This window comes from Mesorhizobium sp. Arg314 (assembly GCF_053714275.1).
In genome coordinates, this window is record NZ_JBSKBP010000002.1 from 279989 (window position 1) to 297797 (window position 17809).

The 17809-nt window shown below is 63.6% G+C and carries 13 protein-coding genes; 9 read left to right on the forward strand and 4 right to left on the reverse strand.

Annotated elements, in window-relative coordinates; all coding sequences use genetic code 11:
* The first annotated feature begins 98 nt into the window (after positions 1-98).
* The 6 genes from bamA to lpxB all read left to right on the forward strand — a co-directional run bounded on the left by bamA (position 99) and on the right by lpxB (position 6992).
* On the forward strand, positions 99-2471 hold the full coding sequence (gene bamA, locus ACWGS9_RS03485) for an outer membrane protein assembly factor BamA (protein WP_454503898.1): 2373 nt from the start codon (positions 99-101) through the stop codon (positions 2469-2471).
* Positions 2472-2549: 78 nt separating this feature from the next.
* Entirely contained in the window at positions 2550-3605 is a 1056-nt protein-coding gene (lpxD, locus tag ACWGS9_RS03490; RefSeq protein WP_454503899.1) for a UDP-3-O-(3-hydroxymyristoyl)glucosamine N-acyltransferase, read from the forward strand.
* Positions 3598-4059, forward strand: a complete 462-nt coding sequence (fabZ, locus tag ACWGS9_RS03495) for a 3-hydroxyacyl-ACP dehydratase FabZ (RefSeq protein WP_454503900.1) — start codon at positions 3598-3600, stop codon at positions 4057-4059. Before lpxD ends, fabZ begins: the two co-directional genes overlap by 8 nt.
* A gap of 15 nt (positions 4060-4074) precedes the next feature.
* The gene (gene lpxA / locus ACWGS9_RS03500) at positions 4075-4911 is read left to right on the forward strand and encodes an acyl-ACP--UDP-N-acetylglucosamine O-acyltransferase (protein ID WP_454503901.1); all 837 of its coding nucleotides are present in this window, start codon (positions 4075-4077) and stop codon (positions 4909-4911) included.
* The gene (locus ACWGS9_RS03505; protein ID WP_454503902.1) at positions 4898-5815 is read left to right on the forward strand and encodes an LpxI family protein; all 918 of its coding nucleotides are present in this window, start codon (positions 4898-4900) and stop codon (positions 5813-5815) included. Before lpxA ends, ACWGS9_RS03505 begins: the two co-directional genes overlap by 14 nt.
* Positions 5805-6992 carry a lipid-A-disaccharide synthase gene (lpxB, locus tag ACWGS9_RS03510; RefSeq protein WP_454503903.1) on the forward strand — a complete coding sequence of 396 codons (1188 nt, stop codon included), beginning with the start codon at positions 5805-5807 and terminating at the stop codon, positions 6990-6992. The genes ACWGS9_RS03505 and lpxB overlap by 11 nt, the downstream gene beginning before the upstream one ends.
* Before the next feature lie 76 nt (positions 6993-7068).
* Here lpxB and gltA read toward each other — a convergent pair whose 3' ends face one another.
* Positions 7069-8397 (reverse strand): citrate synthase, encoded by a 1329-nt coding sequence (gene gltA / locus ACWGS9_RS03515; protein WP_454503904.1) that lies wholly within the window; start codon positions 8395-8397, stop codon positions 7069-7071.
* A 181-nt stretch (positions 8398-8578) separates the two neighbouring features.
* Positions 8579-10003, reverse strand: coding sequence for a glutamate--tRNA ligase (gene gltX / locus ACWGS9_RS03520; RefSeq protein ID WP_454503905.1), 1425 nt, complete (start codon positions 10001-10003; stop codon positions 8579-8581).
* A gap of 103 nt (positions 10004-10106) precedes the next feature.
* Between gltX and ACWGS9_RS03525 the strand changes: the two genes are divergently transcribed.
* Positions 10107-12581: a ComEC/Rec2 family competence protein gene (locus ACWGS9_RS03525; RefSeq protein WP_454503906.1), complete on the forward strand. Its 2475-nt coding sequence runs from the start codon at positions 10107-10109 to the stop codon at positions 12579-12581.
* A 53-nt stretch (positions 12582-12634) separates the two neighbouring features.
* Here the strand turns inward: ACWGS9_RS03525 and lexA are convergent, their stop codons facing one another.
* Complete coding sequence (lexA, locus tag ACWGS9_RS03530) at positions 12635-13369, reverse strand: transcriptional repressor LexA (protein WP_454503907.1); 735 nt, start codon at positions 13367-13369, stop codon at positions 12635-12637.
* 461 nt (positions 13370-13830) lie between these two features.
* On the opposite strand from lexA, the gene kynU reads away from it, so the two are divergent.
* Entirely contained in the window at positions 13831-15078 is a 1248-nt protein-coding gene (gene kynU / locus ACWGS9_RS03535) for a kynureninase (RefSeq protein ID WP_454503908.1), read from the forward strand.
* Positions 15079-15093: 15 nt separating this feature from the next.
* Here kynU and ACWGS9_RS03540 read toward each other — a convergent pair whose 3' ends face one another.
* Positions 15094-16719, reverse strand: a complete 1626-nt coding sequence (locus ACWGS9_RS03540; RefSeq protein WP_454503909.1) for an AMP-binding protein — start codon at positions 16717-16719, stop codon at positions 15094-15096.
* 252 nt (positions 16720-16971) lie between these two features.
* Here ACWGS9_RS03540 and ACWGS9_RS03545 point away from each other — a divergent pair, with 252 nt between their 5' ends.
* Entirely contained in the window at positions 16972-17802 is an 831-nt protein-coding gene (locus ACWGS9_RS03545; protein WP_454503910.1) for an alpha/beta hydrolase, read from the forward strand.
* Positions 17803-17809: the final 7 nt, after the last annotated feature.

Consider the following 17809-nt stretch of genomic DNA (forward strand, 5'->3'; position numbering starts at 1 on the left):
CTTGCGTGTAGGGAAAATCCGGTTAATACGGTAAGGGAAAATACCGCACGTCCGGTTTTCTCGCCGTGGGGACTACGAGAAAAAGGTACAAAAGCCCGATGAAGGCAGCATCCAAGTTTCTGAGCGCCGCGTCCGCGGCGGCTTTGTCCGCCGCTCTGGTCGTGCCAGGCGCGCTCGCAGTGCAGTTCGCTGCCACGTCCGTGGCCGAGGCCGCGGTGATTTCGCGTGTCGAGGTCAGCGGCAACCAGCGGGTCGATGCGGAAACCATCCGCAATTACATCTCGATCAAGCCGGGCAAGCCCTTTTCCAGTTCCGATATCGACGCCGCCGTCAAGGCGCTGTTCGGCACCGGCCTGTTCTCGGACGTTCAGATCAACCAGGTCGGTTCGAGCCTGGTGGTCAAGGTTTCCGAGTACAAGGTCGTCAACCAGGTCCTGTTCCAGGGCAACAAGAAGCTGAAGGACAATGCGCTCCAGGCCGCTATCCAGCTGAAGCCGCGCGCGACCTTCTCGCAGCAGGCGCTCGATGCCGACGTCGAGGCGGTAAAGGCTGCCTACAAGCGCATTGGCCGTGACGACGCTGCCGTGACCACGCAGATCATGGATCTCGGCGACAACCGCGTGAACGTAGTCTTCAACATCAACGAAGGCGGCCGCACCCAGATCGCGGCGATCAATTTCGTCGGCAACCACGCCTATTCCAGCCGCCGCCTGTCGGATGTCATCAACACCAAGCGCTCGTCGTGGCTGTCCTTCGTGCTGCGCGACGACGTCTACGACGAGGACAAGCTACGCGCCGACCAGGAGCTGCTGCGCCGTTTCTACTACAATCATGGCTATGCCGACTTCCAGGTCGTCTCGGCCGTCGGCGAGCTTGACGACGCCACCAACAAATACACGGTCACCATCACCGTGCAGGAAGGCGACCGCTATACATTCGGCGACGTCAGCGTGGAAAGCACCATCCCCGAGGTCGACTCGAAGGCGCTGGAATCCACGGTCGAGACCCACAAGGGCGACGTCTACAACGCCAAGGACGTAGAGGATTCGATCGTTGCCCTGACCGAGAAGGTCGCGGGGTCGGGCTATGCCTTCGCCCAGGTGACGCCGCGCGGCGACCGTAATTTCGAGAACCACACCATTTCGGTCGTCTACACCATCGACCAGGGCACCAAGGCCTATGTCGAGCGCATCGAAATCCGCGGCAACGACCGCACGCGCGACTATGTCATCCGGCGTGAGTTCGATGTCAGCGAAGGCGACGCCTTCAACCAGGTCCTCATCCAGCGCGCGAAGAAGCGGCTGGAAAACCTTGATTACTTCCAGTCCGTCGATATCTCGACGGTTCCGGGCTCGGCTCCCGATCAGGTCGTTCTCGTGGTCACCGTGGTCGAGAAGTCGACCGGCGAGTTTTCGGTCGGTGCCGGCTATTCGACCGGCGGCGACACGCCCGGCCCATCGATCGAAGGCTCGATCACCGAACGCAACTTCCTCGGCCGTGGCCAGTACATCAAGCTGTCGGCCGGCGGCGGCAAGCATTCGCGTGACTATGCCGTTTCCTTTACCGAGCCCTACTTTCTTGGCCGGCGCATCGCGGCGGGTTTTGATATCTACAAGTCGACCCGCAACTATGATCACTACGATACGGACACCACCGGTGCGAGCGTTCGGTTTGGCTTGCCGATCACCGACAGCATTTCGACGCAGCTTGCCTATAACATTTCCCAGGAAAAGTACTCGATTGCAGATGGGTGCTTGGACGCAAGTGGGATCTATGACCCAACCAAGTGCACCATCTCCCAGGCGATCCGGGACGGCGTTGCAGAAAGCCCTTGGCTCAAGTCGTCAGTTAGCCTGGGTCTGGTTTACAACACTATCGATAATATGAAAAATCCGCATGAGGGCCTTTATATCACGGGTACGACAGAGTTCGCCGGTTTGGGCGGCGATGCGAAGTGGGTCAAGGTGACCGGGCGTGCAAGCGTCTACCAGACTTTGTCGGAGCAGCTTGATCTCGTCGGCCTGGTTTCGGGCGGCGCGGGCTACATTGCGGGCTATGGCAATGGTGATCTGCGCATCTTCGATCACTTCCAGAGCAATGACCGCATGATCCGCGGTTTCGAGTATGGCGGCATTGGCCCAGTTGCAAATGATGGCAGTGGCGACCATCTCGGCGGGACGACCTATTTCAATGCTTCGGCGGAGGCCCAGTTCCCTCTGCCGGTCATTCCGGAAAGCTTCGGCCTGCGTGGCGCTGTCTTTGCGGATGCCGCCACGCTCTATGGCAGCAAGCTCAATCCGGCTGACTTGAACCAGGATTCGGTTGGCATGAAGCTCCGTGCTTCGGTCGGTGTCGGCCTGATGTGGGCCTCGCCGTTCGGTCCGATCCGCATCGACTATGCGATCCCGGTCAAGAAAGAGTCGACCGACAAAACGCAGGAATTCAACTTCGGTATCGCGACCCGCTTCTAATTTCGTGGTTGCGATGGTTCCGGGCCGGCTAGCGGCCCGGAGTGGACTGACCCGACCCAGCTGGATATTGCTTCTGGAATGACCGATCCGGTGTTCTTCGCGCCTTCACGCCGGTATACGGCTGGCGAGGTCGCGAATCTGACCGGCGCCAGCCTGCTCGATTCCGCTCAGGCCGAAATTGCCATCGAGGCGCTGGCTCCAGCCAATGAGGGTGGCGACGGCGCGCTCGTCTTTGTCGACGGCAAACGCAATTTCGCGCTGATGCAGTCGCTAAGGGCGGCCGCGGTCCTGTGCCCCGTCGATTTTGCCAGCAAGGCGCCGCCAGGCATCGCGGTGCTTATGCATCCGCGTCCGCAACAGGCTTTCGCGATGGTCGGGCGCCTGTTGTTTCCGGCAGCCGCGACTCCGGGACCAATGACCGGAGAAACCGGCATCTCGGCGCATGCGTTTGTCGATCCGTCCGCGCATGTCGAGGAAGGGGCGATTGTCGAGGCGGGGGCCGTGATCGGTCCCGGTGTGTCGATCGGCAGCGGCACCGTCATTGCGCCTCACGCCGTTGTTGGCCGTTCCTGCCAGATCGGTCGCGACGGCTTCATCGGTCCAGGCGCCAGCATCCAATATGCGCTTGTCGGTAACCGTGTCATCATCCATGGCGGCGCCAGGATCGGCCAGGACGGTTTCGGCTTCGTGGGCGGCGCCAAGGGACCTGAACGGGTGCCGCAGATCGGCCGCGTCATCATCCAGGACGATGTCGAGATAGGCTCCAATTCGACAGTCGATCGCGGCGCGATGTCCGATACCATCATCGGCCAGGGCACCAAGATCGACAATCTGGTGCAGATCGCCCACAATGTTCGCATCGGCCGCAATTGCATTATAGCAGGCCTTTCGGGTATTTCCGGTTCCGTCGTCGTCGGCGACAACGTCACCATGGGCGGCGGTGTCGGCCTCGCCGATCATCTGACCATCGGGCCAGGGGCCAAGCTTGCTGCGAGAAGTGGATTCATGAACAACGTGCCGGCAGGCGAGATCTGGGGAGGTTATCCGGCACAGCCGATGGCGGAAGCCATGCGCGAGATAGCGATGCTGCGCAAGATGGCCAGGACGCGCAAGCAAGGCGACGGAAATGGCTGACATGGTGGCAACGACACTCGAGGCGGTCGACATCATGGGGCTGATGAAGCTCCTGCCGCACCGCTATCCGTTCCTGATGATCGACCGCATCGTCGACATCGACGGCGACGAATCCGCTGTCGGGATCAAGAACGTGACCATCAACGAGCCGCATTTCCAGGGCCATTTTCCCCAGCAGCCGGTGATGCCCGGTGTGCTCATCATCGAGGCCATGGCCCAGACCGCCGGCGCGATCTGCATTCGCAGCCTCAACACGGAAAAGCCCTCGCTGGTTTATTTCATGACCATCGACAATGCGAAATTCCGCAAACCGGTGGTTCCGGGCGATCAGCTCAGAATCCATGTCAAAAAGATCAAGAAACGCGGCAACCTGCTGAAATTCGCCTGTGAGGCGATGGTTGACGGCGTGAAAGCCGCCGAAGCCGAAGTTTCGGCCATGATGGTTACCGGCTGACGGTTCGAAATGCTCATGAAAGTCGAGACATCCATCCATCCTTCCTCGGTCGTCGAAGAAGGAGCCCGGCTCGGCAAAGGCGTCCGCATCGGACCCTTCTGCCATATCAGCGCCGATTCAATCATCGGCGACCGCGTCGAGCTGGTCAGCCATGTATCGGTGATGGGCGCGACAACCATCGGAGCCGGAACAAAGGTCTATCCGATGGCGACGCTCGGCGCGCCGCCGCAGAACACCAAGCACAAGGGCGGGCGCACCACCTTGGTCATCGGTGAGAACTGCATCCTGCGCGAAGGCGTCACCATGCATGTCGGCACGGATTCCAGCCGTGGCGAGACCACCATCGGCGACAACGGCAATTTTCTCGCCTATGCCCACATCGCCCATGATTGCGTCGTCGGCAAGAACGCGACCTTCGCCAATGGCGCGACGCTCGGCGGACATTGCGAGATCGGCGACAACGTCTATATCGGCGGCCTGAGCGCCGTGCATCAGTTCGTGCGCGTCGGCGACAACGCCTTTCTTGGTGGCTGCTCGGCTTTTGTCGGTGATGTCATTCCCTATGCCATTGCCGTGGGCAACCGGGCCGGCCTGCGCGGCTTGAACATCATCGGGCTCAAGCGCTCCGGCCTGCCGCGATCCGAAATCCACATGCTGCGCAAGGCCTACAGGGCGATCTTCGATCGTTCCCGCACCGTCGGCGAGAATGTGGAACTCGCCAAGGCCGAATTCTCCGGGTCGCCAACGGCCATGAAGATCATCGATTTCATCACCAGTCGCGGCAAGCGGCACTTTGCCGTCCCATCGCTCAAGGATGGCGGCGACGATGACAATGGCGATGACCAGGGCTGAGCCCGCGACGCCGAGGTTTTCACTCGCGCCGGGCGCAAAAGTCGGCATTATTGCCGGTGGCGGAAGCTTGCCCGTCGAAGTCGCCGACGGCCTGGTCAAGCATGGTTTTGTGCCTTTCATCGTCATCGCCGCCGGTGAGGTCGACCGCGAGGCGGACTTTGCCGCCTACGATCAGGAAAAACTCGCGCTGGAAGACATCGGGTTGCTATTCCCCTTGCTGAAGCGCCAGGGCATCACGCATCTGGTCCTGGCCGGCGAGATCAAGCGCAGGCCGCGGCTGAGCAAGATAAAGCCGACACTTGGCCTGCTGGCGATAATTCCCTTAGTGGTCAGAGCCTTGCGGCGCGGCGACGACGGTCTGCTGAAGATGTTGACCCGAGCGCTTGAAACGCGCGGGATCAAGGTCGTTGGCGCGCACGAAGTCGTTCCGGAACTTGCGGCCGGCGAAGGTCCGCTGACGGCGGCAGAGCCAAGTCAGTCGGATTGGCGCGATATCGAAGCCGCGCGTAAGGCGGCCAAGGCCATCGGCGCGCTCGATATCGGCCAGGCGGCGATTGCGATCGGAGGCCGAGCCGTCGCCCTCGAAGGCATTGAAGGCACCGCCGGCCTGCTCGACAGAATGCGCGAATTGCGCGGCCATGGCAGGCTGGCCGGCAAGGCGCGCGGCGTGCTGGTCAAATGCGCCAAGCCGGGCCAGGAATTGCGCGCCGATTTGCCCACCATCGGCCCGCAGACGATCGAGTCTGCGCATGCGGCCGGCCTTGCCGGCATAGCCGTCGAGGCCGGCCGTTCGCTCATTCTCGAAGGCCCGGCCACGCTTGCCCGCGCGAACGCGCTCGGCCTGTTCATCGTCGGTCTGCCCGCAACTGAGCTGGCCAATGGGGAGCCGGCTGATGGTCGCTGACAAGCCGCTCAAGCTCGCGGTCGTCGCCGGCGAGGAATCCGGCGATCTGCTCGGCGCCGATATCGTGCGTTCGATCGAGCGCACGACCGGCCGCAAGGTTCAACTCGTCGGCATCGGCGGCAGGCACCTGCAGCAGTTGGGGCTGGCGCCGCTCTTCGACGGCAGCGAGATCGCACTGATGGGCTTCAGCGCGGTGCTGCGCGACCTGCCGCGGCTGATGCGCCGCATCAGCCAGACGGCGGCGACGATCGCAGCCGAGCGGCCCGATTGCCTGGTCACCATCGACAGTCCGGACTTTTCGCTGCGCGTCGCAAAGAAGGTCCGCGCCGCGGCACCGACCATTCCGATCGTCCACTATGTCTGCCCAAGCGTATGGGCGTGGCGGCCGGGCAGGGCGGTCGCGATGAAGCCCTATGTCGATCACATTCTCTGCATCCTGCCGTTCGAGGTGAAGGCGCTCGCTCGTCTTGGCGGACCGCCCGGCACTTATGTCGGCCACCGCTTGACGCAGGATCCGGGCGTGCTTGGCGCCGCCAAGGCGCAGGGCCAGCCACGCGACCTCACCGACGACCGGGTCAAGACGGTGCTGGTGCTGCCCGGCTCGCGCCGCGGCGAAGTCCGCCGGCTGACAGAACCCTTCGGCAAGGCGATGTCGGTCCTGCGCCAGCGCGGCCATCGCCTGCGCCTGCTCTTGCCGACGGTGCCGCATGTCGCCGAGCTGGTGAAGGCATCGGTCGCGAGCTGGGACGACAAGCCGGAAATCATCACCGAGCCGGAGCGCAAATGGCAGGCCTTCGGCAAGGCCGATGCGGCATTGATCGCTTCCGGAACGGTGTCGCTCGAGCTGGCGCTCGCCGGCGTTCCGATGGTTTCCTGTTACAAGCTCGACCCGATCGCGCGCCAGCTTCTGCAGCATCTGGTGACGACATGGTCGGCGCTCCTGCCCAACCTGATTTCCGACCGCGCGCTGGTTCCGGAATTCTACGACCAGTATGTCCGGCCGGAAAACCTTGCCCGGCAGCTGGAAGCCCTGTTCGCCGACACCGGCATGCGCGCCTGGCAGAAGGCCGGCTTTGCCGAGATCGCCCGGCGCATGGCGACCGAGCGGCCCTCGGGCGAGATCGCCGCGGAAGTGGTGATGGGATGCATCAGGAGGGGAGTAGTGGGTAGTCAGTAGTCAGTAGTCAGTAGTCAGTGCGCTGCATTCACTGTTCAGCGCCGCTACTACTCACTACTCCCTATTCGCTACTCACTTACCTTTTCGCAATCGGCACGTAGTCGCGTTCCGTGGCGCCGGTGTAGAGCTGGCGCGGGCGGCCGATCTTCTGGTGCGGATCCTCGATCATTTCCTTCCACTGGGCGATCCAGCCGACGGTGCGCGCGACCGCGAAGAGCACGGTGAACATGGTGGTGGGAAAGCCCAGCGCCTTCAGCGTGATGCCGGAATAGAAGTCGACGTTCGGGTAAAGCTTCTTTTCGATGAAATACTCGTCGGTCAGCGCGATCTTCTCCAGCTCCATGGCGATGTCGAGCAACGGATCGTCCTTGATGCCGAGCTCGCCCAGCACCTCATGCGCGGTCTTCTGCATGATCTTGGCGCGCGGATCGTAGTTCTTGTAGACGCGGTGGCCGAAGCCCATCAGGCGGAACGGATCGTTCTTGTCCTTGGCGCGGGCGATGAACTCGGGAATGTGATCGACATGGCCGATCTCGCCCAGCATGTTGAGGGCCGCTTCGTTGGCGCCGCCATGCGCCGGGCCCCACAGGCAGGCGATGCCGGCGGCGATGCAGGCAAATGGATTGGCGCCGGAAGAGCCGGCAAGGCGAACGGTCGAGGTCGAGGCGTTCTGCTCGTGATCGGCATGCAGGATGAAGATGCGGTCCATGGCGCGCGCCAGCACCGGATTGATCTTGTATTCCTCGCACGGCACGGCAAAGCACATGTGCAGGAAGTTGGCCGCGAAGCCGAGATCGTTCTTCGGGTAAATGAAGGGCTGGCCGATATGGTACTTATAGGCCATCGCCGCGATCGTCGGCATCTTGGCGATCAGGCGCATCGACGCGACCATGCGCTGGTAGGGGTCCGAGATGTCGGTCGAGTCGTGGTAGAAGGCCGACAGCGCGCCGACCACGCCGCACATGACGGCCATCGGGTGCGCATCGCGGCGGAAGCCGGTGAAGAAGCGCGACATCTGCTCATGCACCATCGTATGACGGGTCACGCGATAATCGAAGTCGTCCTTCTGGGCCTTGGTCGGCAACTCGCCGTAGAGCAGGAGATAGCAGACCTCGAGGAAGTCGCCATGCTCGGCGAGCTGATCGATCGGGAAGCCACGATGCAGCAGGATGCCGGCATCGCCGTCGATGAAGGTGATCCCCGACTCGCAGCTTGCAGTTGAGGTGAAGCCCGGATCATAAGTGAAGGCGCCGGTGGTGCTGTAGAGCGAGCCGATGTCGATGACGTCCGGCCCGACCGTCCCGCTTCGCACCTTCAATTCGTGCGTCTTGCCGGCGAGTTCGAGCCTGGCGGTCGACTCGCGCGTTTTGCTGCCCGTTTCCAGTTTTGTCGCAGCTTCGCTCATTCTCAAACTCCTTTTGTAGCCTCATGCCGGCAAGGCAATTCCTGCAAACGACACGTCGAAGTCACCGGAATGCGCGAACTCGCCACCGCATTTTAGGAGGTGCGTGCCAGATTGGGCCAAGGCCTAATGTTGCACTGCGAAACACACCTTTCAATGCCAATCTTCTTGGGCCAGTTCGCTCCTAATCGATTTGATCTCCAATGCGCGCCAGGCTTTCCTGACGGCCCAGCACGGCAAGTACGTCGAACACGCCGGGCGAGGTGCTGCGGCCGGTCAGCGCGGCCCTGAGCGGTTGGGCCACGGCGCCGAGCTTATGGCCGGCGGCCTGCGCAAACTCGCGGATCGAAGCCTCCGCCGAAGCGGCGCTCCACTCGCCCTGGACAGAAGACAATGCGCCATGGGCACCGCGCAAAATCGCGCGCGCATCCGCGGTGAGCAGGCCCGACGCCTTCTCGTCCAGCGGCAACGGCCGCTCGGCGAACAGGAACGCCGCGCCGTCGACCAATTCCACAAGGGTCTTGGCCCGCTCCTTGAGGCCCGGCATGGCGGCAAGCAGTTGCGCCTTGCGCTTGTCTTCGAGCTTTGCCGCGAGCGCCGGACCGCCATCGAGATAGGGCAGAGTACCGACGAAGATATCGAACAGCGCCTTGTCGTCCATCTTGCGCATATGGACGCCGTTCAGCGCCTCCAGCTTGGCGAAGTCGAAGCGGGCCGCGCCCTTGTTGACGTCGCCGATGTCGAACCAGGCGATCATGTCCTTGATCGACATCACCTCGTCGTCGCCATGGCTCCAGCCGAGCCTGGCCAGATAGTTGAGCAGGGCCTCCGGCAGATAGCCCATGGCGCGATAGGCCTCGACGCCGAGCGCGCCGTGCCGCTTCGACAGCTTGGCGCCGTCGGCGCCATGGATCAGCGGGATGTGCGACATCGACGGCACGTCCCAGCCCATGGCGTTATAGATCACCGTCTGGCGCGCGGCGTTGGTCAGATGGTCGTCGCCACGGATGATGTGGGTGACGCCCATGTCGTGGTCGTCGACGACGACGGCATGCATGTAGGTCGGGTTGCCGTCCGAACGCAGGATGATGAAGTCGTCGAGATCCTTGTTGGGGAAGCGCACCTCGCCCTGCACGCGGTCCTGCACGACCGTCTCGCCCTCGGTCGGCGCCTTGATGCGGATCGCGCCCTTGACGCCTGCCGGCGCCTCGGAGGGGTCACGGTCGCGCCACTGGCCGTTGTAGCGCGGCGGCAGGCCTTTGGCACGGGCCGCCTCGCGCATCGCCTCGAGCTCGGCCGGGGTCTCGTAGCTGTAATAGGCCTTGCCGATGCGCACGAGCTGCTCCGCCACCTCGCGATGGCGCGGGGCGCGCTCGAACTGCGAAACGGCTTCGCCGTTCCAGGAGAGGCCTAGCCAGGTCAGTCCGTCGAGAATGGCAGCCGTGGCGGCCTCGGTGGAACGCTCGCGATCGGTGTCCTCGATGCGCAGCAGCATCGTGCCGCCGGTGTGCCTGGCATAGAGCCAGTTGAACAGCGCCGTGCGCGCCCCGCCTATATGCAGGTAGCCGGTGGGCGAGGGAGCAAAACGGGTGACGACCTTGTCGGACATGGAACTCTCGAAGAAGCACTGAAAAAATGCATGTTTCGCGCGGACTTCCACACGACCGGCGTTCATGTAGCATAGGCGGTCTGGGGCGCAAGGGGCAGACCCGATGGCTGGACATGGCCGGGGCGCGGAGGAGGGCGAGGGAACGACTGCTGGCGTCAGCGAACGCCTGATGTTTACCCATGCCACGCCCGCTGAAGAAGCGCCGGTTTCGCTTCCGGAATTCCGTCCACCAGCCGAGCTTTTGCCACCCGGTGACGGTGCGCTGCAGCCAGCCTCGCCGGCAGGCACCGTCAGCCGGATCCGCAAACAGCTTGGCCGCGTTTCGCTTCCTGCGCTGCGCCGGAGCATTTCCGTCGCCGCCGCGACCGAGCTCGATCGCGGCGTCGGCTTCCTGCTGGTGCCGGTCTTCCTTGCGGCCGGCGTCATCTATTACTTCTCGCTAGGCACCGAGCCCGACCTCTACAGGCCGCTTGCGGCGGTGGCTCTGATGGCCGTCTGCGCGGCGGTCTCGCGTTCCTGGCAGAGAACGCACCTTGTCTTCATGGCGAGCCTTTTCTGCGCGCTCGGCTTTCTTGCGGCCAAGGTCGAGACCTGGCGGATGGCGACGCCGATGCTGGGGTCCGAAATCCAGACGCGGCTGACCGGCCGCCTCGTCACCGCCGAAGCAATGGCCAATGGCCGCGTGCGGCTGACCATCGATCTCATGTCCACGGAGCATCCGACACTGCGTTACGCACCGGACCGCGTCAGGCTTTCGGCGCGCAGGATCCCGCCCGACATGACGGCCGGGTCGATGCTGACCGGCTATGCCAAGCTGCTACCGCCGACGGGCCCGGTTCGGCCGGACAGCTACGACTTTTCCTTCGACAGCTATTTTGCCGGCATCGGCGGCAGCGGCTTTTTCCTGGGCGACCCAAAGCCGATTGCGCCGGCTCCGACTGCGCCAATGGGGGCACCATTCGGCGCACGCATTGCATCGGCCATAGAAAACGCGCGGGAGGGGATTGCCGATCACATCAGGAGCAGCATCGGTGGTCCCGAAGGCGAGATTGCAGCGGCCCTGATCGTCGGCGTGCGCGCCGGGATTCCGGAGCCAATCAACGAGTCGATGCGACGGACCGGCATCTACCACATCATCTCGATCTCCGGCCTGCACATGGCGCTGGTCGCCGGCACGATCATGGTCCTGCTGCGCAGCGCCTTCGCGCTGTTTCCGGACTTCTCGTCGCGCCGACCGGTGAAGAAATATGCCGCGGGCATCGCGCTGGTCTCGATCGCCGCCTACCTCGTGATCTCCGGCATCGTGGTGGCGGCCGAGCGAAGCTTCATCATGCTGGCCGTCATGCTTGTCGCCGTGCTCTTCGACCGCGCGGCGCTGACGATGCGCAACCTGGCGATCTCGGCCATCGCCGTCATCCTGGTCTCGCCGCACGAAGTGGTGGGCCCAAGCTTCCAGATGTCCTTTGCCGCCACCGCCGCCCTGGTCGGCGCTTACGCCGGCTTTGCCGATTATCGCGCCGGTAAAGCGACCGCGCCGCCGGCAAAACGCTCGTTCCTCGGCTTCGTATCGCGAAAACTGGCGGTTGGAGTGGGTGGCGCCGCGATGACGTCGCTCATCGCGGGCAGCGCAACATTGCTGTTCGCGATCTGGCACTTCCAGCGGGTGTCGCCGCTCAGCCTGCTGGCCAATCTGGCCGTCATGCCGATCGTCTCGCTGATCGTCATGCCGTTCGCCGTGTTGAGCGCGCTGGCCATGCCCTTCGGCTTCGACGGTCCTTTTCTCTATGTGATGGGCAAGGGCCTGACGGCGATGATCGCCATTTCGGCATGGATTTCCGAGCGCTCGCCGGTCGACGCAGTCGGGTTGATCTCGATCCAGTCGGTGCTGCTGGCGACGATCGCGCTGGTCATAGCGACCATGGCCACCACCTGGCTAAGGCTTGTCGCCGTCCCCTTCGCGCTCGCCGCCCTGCTGGCCATTCCGCATGTCCGCACGCCGGATGTGCTCATCTCCGAAGACGCGCATCTGGTGGCAATGCCGATCGGCGGCGGCGAGCTTGCCATCAACCGCGCCCGTTCCAACGAATTCACCACCGACAATTGGAAACGGGCGCTGAAAGCCGAGGAAATCGTGCCGCCGGAGACATTCGCCAAGGACGCTCTCGACATCGCCGATCCCGTCGACCTGCCGCCTGGCTCGCCCTTCTACTGCACCGGCGACCTCTGCATCGGCCGGCATCCCTCCGGCGCGATCGTCGCGCTCGCCGAAAACCGCGACAGCGCACGGCCGTCCTGCGGCTTTGCCGACCTTATCGTCATCAACGACGCCACGGCCTACAATCCCTGCCGCGATCCGCGCGTGCTTGTCGTCACCAAGCGCCAGCTGGCGCGCGACGGCAGCGCCGCCGTGTTCTTCGATCGGCAAGCGGCCACCGCGCGGCCCGCTATTCGCTACGCGGTCGAAAAGCCATACCGGCCCTGGCACGAGCAGCGGAAATACGCTCGCGAGGCGAGGGGCCTGCCGCCTTATAAAAAGCCTGAGAGGATGGGTGCCAAGCCCCCGCAACCGTCTCAGTAGATCGTAACGCAATTCCGAACGGAAAACCGCTGCGCACTTTTCCTGAAAATTGCTCAGTAGCGGCGGATAAGGCCGACCAGCTTGCCCTGGACCTTGACCCGGTCCGGCCCAAAGATGCGGGTCTCGTAGGCCGGGTTGGCGGCTTCGAGCGCGATCGAGGCGCCCTTGCGGCGGAAGCGCTTGAGCGTCGCTTCCTCATCGTCGACCAGCGCCACCACGATCTCGCCCGGGCTTGCCGTGTTGGCATTGCGGATGATGACGGTGTCGCCGTCGAAGATGCCGGCCTCGATCATCGAGTCGCCCTTGACTTCCAGCGCATAGTGCTCGCCGCCCGTGATCATGTCCGGCGGCACCGTGATCGAATGCGTCTGGTGCTGGATGGCGTCGATCGGCACACCGGCGGCAATGCGGCCCATCACCGGAATGGATACCGCCGAAACGGCGTCGTCATCATTGCTTGGCGTCGGCGCTCGCGAGGACGTCGCCGGCTTGACCTGGCGGCTGAGATTGCCCTGGCCGCCCTGGATGACGCTTGGCGAAAACTTCTTCGCGGCATTCAGGCCAGGCGCGATCGAGTCGGGCAGCCGCAAGACTTCCAGCGCGCGCGCCCGGTTCGGCAGCCGGCGAATGAAGCCGCGTTCTACCAGCGCCGTGATCAGCCGATGGATACCGGACTTCGAGGCAAGATCGAGCGCCTCCTTCATCTCGTCGAAGGATGGAGGAATCCCGCTCTCCTTCAGGCGTTCATGGATGAACATCAGGAGTTCATGTTGTTTGCGCGTCAGCATTGGCGGCCCCCACGGGTTCTGAAACCAGAATCAGAAAAACAAACCCAGAACAAACACTATCTGTTCCAGTTGTGTTCCGCAACCGTTTAAAGTTTAATGAATTTGTTAAGGCCGCCGAAACAATGTTGCATCCGATGGTGCCCTGGCCGCCGCTAGCCGGGCGGCGACATTGATTCCGCTCGATTTTGCGGCTCGTCCTTAAGCTGAAACGTGAGGTGGCATCATCACGAAAGTGCCGGGTGAGATCGCGCCGACTCCTCGGTGCGCGTGCTGCACCGTGAACGAAACGAACCCAAAATGCCAACCTCGGCGGTTTTCCGGTTCACAGTTTTCGCCGTCTATGGACCAGCTAACATAGGACGAAAGGTTCTTGCCCTGCCGCCGACGGTGGTGAGACAACCGCTTGGCCGCCTGACGATGTAGTGCGAGCGGCGCCGGGTCGAAATGGAGGCGGTAGCACAATGAGGGGAATTCCTGATCTGGCCGAGATCGAGGCAATGGATGCCGCTGATCCGCTGCGCGCCATGCGCGGTCGCTTCGTCTTGCCGGAAGGCGTCATATACCTTGACGGCAATTCGCTGGGCGCTGCTTCGGTCAACGTCTTCAACGAGGTCGAGACGGCCGCGAAGCAGGAATGGGCGCAGGATCTCATCCGTGCCTGGAACACAGCCCGCTGGTTCGACATGCCTGTCGGGCTGGGCGACCGGCTCGGGCGTCTGATCGGCGCCGCGCCGGGCCAGAGCGTGGTGTGCGACACGACCTCGATCAACATCTACAAGGTCCTGCACGCGGCACTTGCAACGCGGCCCGAGCGCTCGGTGATCGTTGCCGAAGGCGACAGCTTTCCGACCGACCTCTACATGGCGGAAGGGGTGGCCTCGACGCGGCCGGGCACGGTGCTGCGGCTCGAAGGTGTCGATGCCCCGGCGATCGAAGAGCTGGTCGACGATCGCGTCGCGGTCATCCTGGTCAACCACGTCAACTACAGGTCCGGCCGACTGCGCGACATGGCGGCCCTGACGCGCAAGGCCCACGACGCCGGTGCGCTGATCGTCTGGGACCTGTGCCACACGGCCGGCGCCCTGCCGGTGGATCTCGACGGCTCGAATGCCGATTTCGCCATCGGCTGCACCTACAAATATCTCAATGGCGGGCCGGGCGCGCCGGCCTTCATCTATGCCGCGAACCGCCACCATGGCGACATTCGCCAGCCGCTCAGCGGCTGGTGGGGTCATGCCCGGCCGTTCGCGTTCGAGCAGGGCTATGCCGCCGGCACGGGCATCCGGCGGTTCCTGTGCGGAACGCAGCCGGTGCTGTCGATGCGGGCGCTGAAAGGAGCGCTGGATCTCTGGGACGAAGTCGACATGACGGCTGTGCGCGGCAAAAGCATCGCGCTGACGGACCTGTTCATCCGGCTTGTCGAAGTCAGATGTGGCGCCTTCGGTCTTGAGCTGGAAAGCCCGCGCAACGGCGCCGAGCGCGGCAGCCAGGTTTCGTTCGCCCATCCGCATGGCTATCAGGTGATGCGCGCCTTGATCGAGCGCGGCGTGATCGGCGATTTCCGCGCGCCGTCGACCGTTCGTTTCGGGTTCACGCCGCTTTATGTCGGCTACCGGGATGTCTGGGATGCCGTCGACGTGCTGGAAGACATCCTGCGCACCGGCGCCTGGCAGGATGCACGCTATGCCGTCAAGGAGGCCGTCACCTGAAACGGGATCGCCCGCTCAATGGGTCTTTTCTGCGCGCAGGCGAAAGCGCTGGATCTTGCCGGTCTGGGTCTTGGGCAAGGCCGCGATGAACTTGACCGACCGCGGGTATTTGTAAGGTGCGATCGTCGCCTTGACGTGGTCCTGGAGGCGCTTGACGGTCGCCGCATCCGCCGCCGCGCCCGGCACCAGCACGACATGCGCCTCCACGATCTGGCCGCGTTCGGCGTCCTCGGCGCCGATGACGGCGCATTCCGCGACATCCGGATGCGACAGCAACGCGGCTTCCACCTCCGGCCCGGCAATGTTGTAGCCGGCGCTGACGATCATGTCGTCGGAGCGGGCGGCGAAATGGAAGAAGCCGTCCTCGTCCTGCACGAAGGTGTCGCCCGTCAGGTTCCAGCCGCCACGGACATAGTCCTTCTGGCGATCGTCGGCCATGTAGCGGCAGCCTGTCGGTCCGCGCACCGCCAGCCTGCCTGTCGCGCCGCGCGGCAACTCGCGCATCTCGTAGTCGACGATGCGCGCCTCGTAGCCGCCCACCGGCTTGCCGGTCGAAGCCGGCTTCATGTCGCCGAAGCGGTTGGAGATGAAGATGTGCAGCATCTCGGTAGCCCCGATGCCGTCCAGGATCGGCTTGCCGGTCTTTCTGGTCCACTCTTCGAAGACAGGGGCGGGCAATGTCTCGCCGGCCGAAACGGCAACGCGCAGCGACGACAGGTCGGCACCTTCATCCATGGCCTTCAGCATGGCCCTGTAGGCCGTCGGCGCCGTGAAGGAGATGGTCGCCCTGTAGGTCTCGATGATGGCGATCATGTTGGGCGGCGTCGCCTGCTCCAGCAACGTCGCGGCAGCCCCGAAGCGCAGCGGAAAAATAGCGAGCCCGCCGAGGCCGAAGGTGAAGGCCAGTGGCGGCGAGCCGACAAATATGTCGTCGGGCGTCACCTGGAGAATCTCGCGGGCGTAGGCGTCGGCGATGATCAATAGGTCGCGATGGAAATGCATGGTCGCTTTCGGCACGCCGGTCGTGCCCGACGTGAAGCCGAGCAGCGCGACATCGTCACGACCGGTGTCGACCGCCTTGAAGGTGACTGGCTTGTCGAGAGCGGCGCGATCCAGCTCGGCATCATGGTTGGCGGTGCCGTCGAAACCGATGACCTGTTTGAGGAACGCGCTCTCCTTGGCGCAGGCCGTCATCTCGTCCATCAGCCTTGTGTCGCAAAGCGCGACGCCGATTTCCGCCTTGTCGACGATCTTGGCGAGCTCGCCGGCACGCAGCATCGGCATGGTGTTGACGACAACCGCGCCGACCTTGGTGGCGGCCAGCCAGCAGGCGACCATGGCGGGGTTGTTCGCCGAGCGGATCAGCACGCGGTTGCCCGGCTTCACTCCGTAGTTTTCGACCAGGGCATGGGCCAGCCTGTTCGTCCAGTCGGACAATTCCTTGTAAGTGCGGCGACGGCCGTTGCCGATCAGCGCGGTGCGATCGCCAAAACCCTTGTCGACCAGCCTGTCGGTCAGTTCGACGCCGGCGTTGAGGCTTTCGGGATAGTCGAAGCCGTCCAGAAGGAAGTCCGGCCATTGCTCCGGCGGCGGCAGGTTATCGCGCGTGAACGTGTCGGTATGCGCTGAAGGTCCAAGCATGGTGCCGCTATCCTCCCTGCCTCCCGGAGGAGGTTTGCCGCCACCCAGCCACGCCTGCCGCGCGACGCCACCTGAGGGCGAGCGGATGCAGGTTTGGGCAGTTCAGCAGACCTCCCATTGTCGGCTGTTCGTTAGCGAGGATCGCATCAGCCCAAATTTGTTTCAAGCCTAAAATGTTTTGCGTCGGTGCATTGACGTCTTGTCCGCAGCCGGCCATTGCTGAATGAAACCGGCGCGTCTTGGAGGGGGCTTGTGGTCGAACATCGCATCGCGGATTGGGACAACGCCTACGCCAACGGCGCGAACATCGCCGGCGGCGACCGTTGGCCGGCGGCCTGGGATGGCCCGGCTCAAGCTTTTCGCGAAAAGCTGCTGGCAGAGGGCAGGGCGAGGCTCGACATCGTCTATGGCAAGGCGCCGCGCAACCGGTTCGATCTCTTTCTCCCATTGGCAGCGCCAAGGGGGCTCGTGGTGTTCATCCACGGCGGCTACTGGATGGAGTCGGACGGGAGCTCGTGGTCGCATCTGGCTGGAGGCGCGGTCGGGCGCGGATTTGCCGTCGCCATGCCCTCCTACACGCTTTGCCCTCAGATCAGGATCAGCGGCATCGTCAGTGAAGTCTCGGTCGCGATCGGCAAGGCGGCGGCGATGGTCGATGGCCCGCTGATGCTGACCGGGCACTCTGCCGGTGGACATCTGGCCAGTCGCATGGCGACCACGACGTCACCGCTGGCATCCGATGTGGCGCGGCGCATACGCCAGGTCATTTCGATTTCAGGCCTGCACGACCTGCGACCGCTGATGTTCACCGCGCTGAACGAGACCCTGCACATCGATGAGCGGGAAGCGTTGAGCGAAAGCCCGGCGCTGCTGCGGCCTCGGCAGGGAGCGCGCATCAACTGTTGGGCCGGCGGCGGCGAGCGTTCGGAATTCCTGCGCCAGAGCGCGTTGCTGGCCAATATCTGGACCGGTCTCGGCGCTGCGACCGGTTCAGTGGTCGAGCCGGATCGGCATCATTTCAACGTTGTCGATGGTCTCGCCGATCCGGATCATCCTCTGACCCGCAGGCTGGTCGACGAATAGGGATTAC

What these genes read in the sequence shown, in the direction of transcription:
- bamA (WP_454503898.1), top strand. Translation starts at nt 99, where the DNA reads ATGAAGGCAGCATCCAAGTTTCTGAGCGCCGCGTCCGCGGCGGCTTTG.
- lpxD (WP_454503899.1), top strand. Translation starts at nt 2,550, where the DNA reads ATGACCGATCCGGTGTTCTTCGCGCCTTCACGCCGGTATACGGCTGGC.
- fabZ (WP_454503900.1), top strand. Translation starts at nt 3,598, where the DNA reads ATGGCTGACATGGTGGCAACGACACTCGAGGCGGTCGACATCATGGGG.
- lpxA (WP_454503901.1), top strand. Translation starts at nt 4,075, where the DNA reads ATGAAAGTCGAGACATCCATCCATCCTTCCTCGGTCGTCGAAGAAGGA.
- ACWGS9_RS03505 (WP_454503902.1), top strand. Translation starts at nt 4,898, where the DNA reads ATGACCAGGGCTGAGCCCGCGACGCCGAGGTTTTCACTCGCGCCGGGC.
- lpxB (WP_454503903.1), top strand. Translation starts at nt 5,805, where the DNA reads ATGGTCGCTGACAAGCCGCTCAAGCTCGCGGTCGTCGCCGGCGAGGAA.
- gltA (WP_454503904.1), bottom strand. Translation starts at nt 8,397, where the DNA reads ATGAGCGAAGCTGCGACAAAACTGGAAACGGGCAGCAAAACGCGCGAG.
- gltX (WP_454503905.1), bottom strand. Translation starts at nt 10,003, where the DNA reads ATGTCCGACAAGGTCGTCACCCGTTTTGCTCCCTCGCCCACCGGCTAC.
- ACWGS9_RS03525 (WP_454503906.1), top strand. Translation starts at nt 10,107, where the DNA reads ATGGCTGGACATGGCCGGGGCGCGGAGGAGGGCGAGGGAACGACTGCT.
- lexA (WP_454503907.1), bottom strand. Translation starts at nt 13,369, where the DNA reads ATGCTGACGCGCAAACAACATGAACTCCTGATGTTCATCCATGAACGC.
- kynU (WP_454503908.1), top strand. Translation starts at nt 13,831, where the DNA reads ATGAGGGGAATTCCTGATCTGGCCGAGATCGAGGCAATGGATGCCGCT.
- ACWGS9_RS03540 (WP_454503909.1), bottom strand. Translation starts at nt 16,719, where the DNA reads ATGCTTGGACCTTCAGCGCATACCGACACGTTCACGCGCGATAACCTG.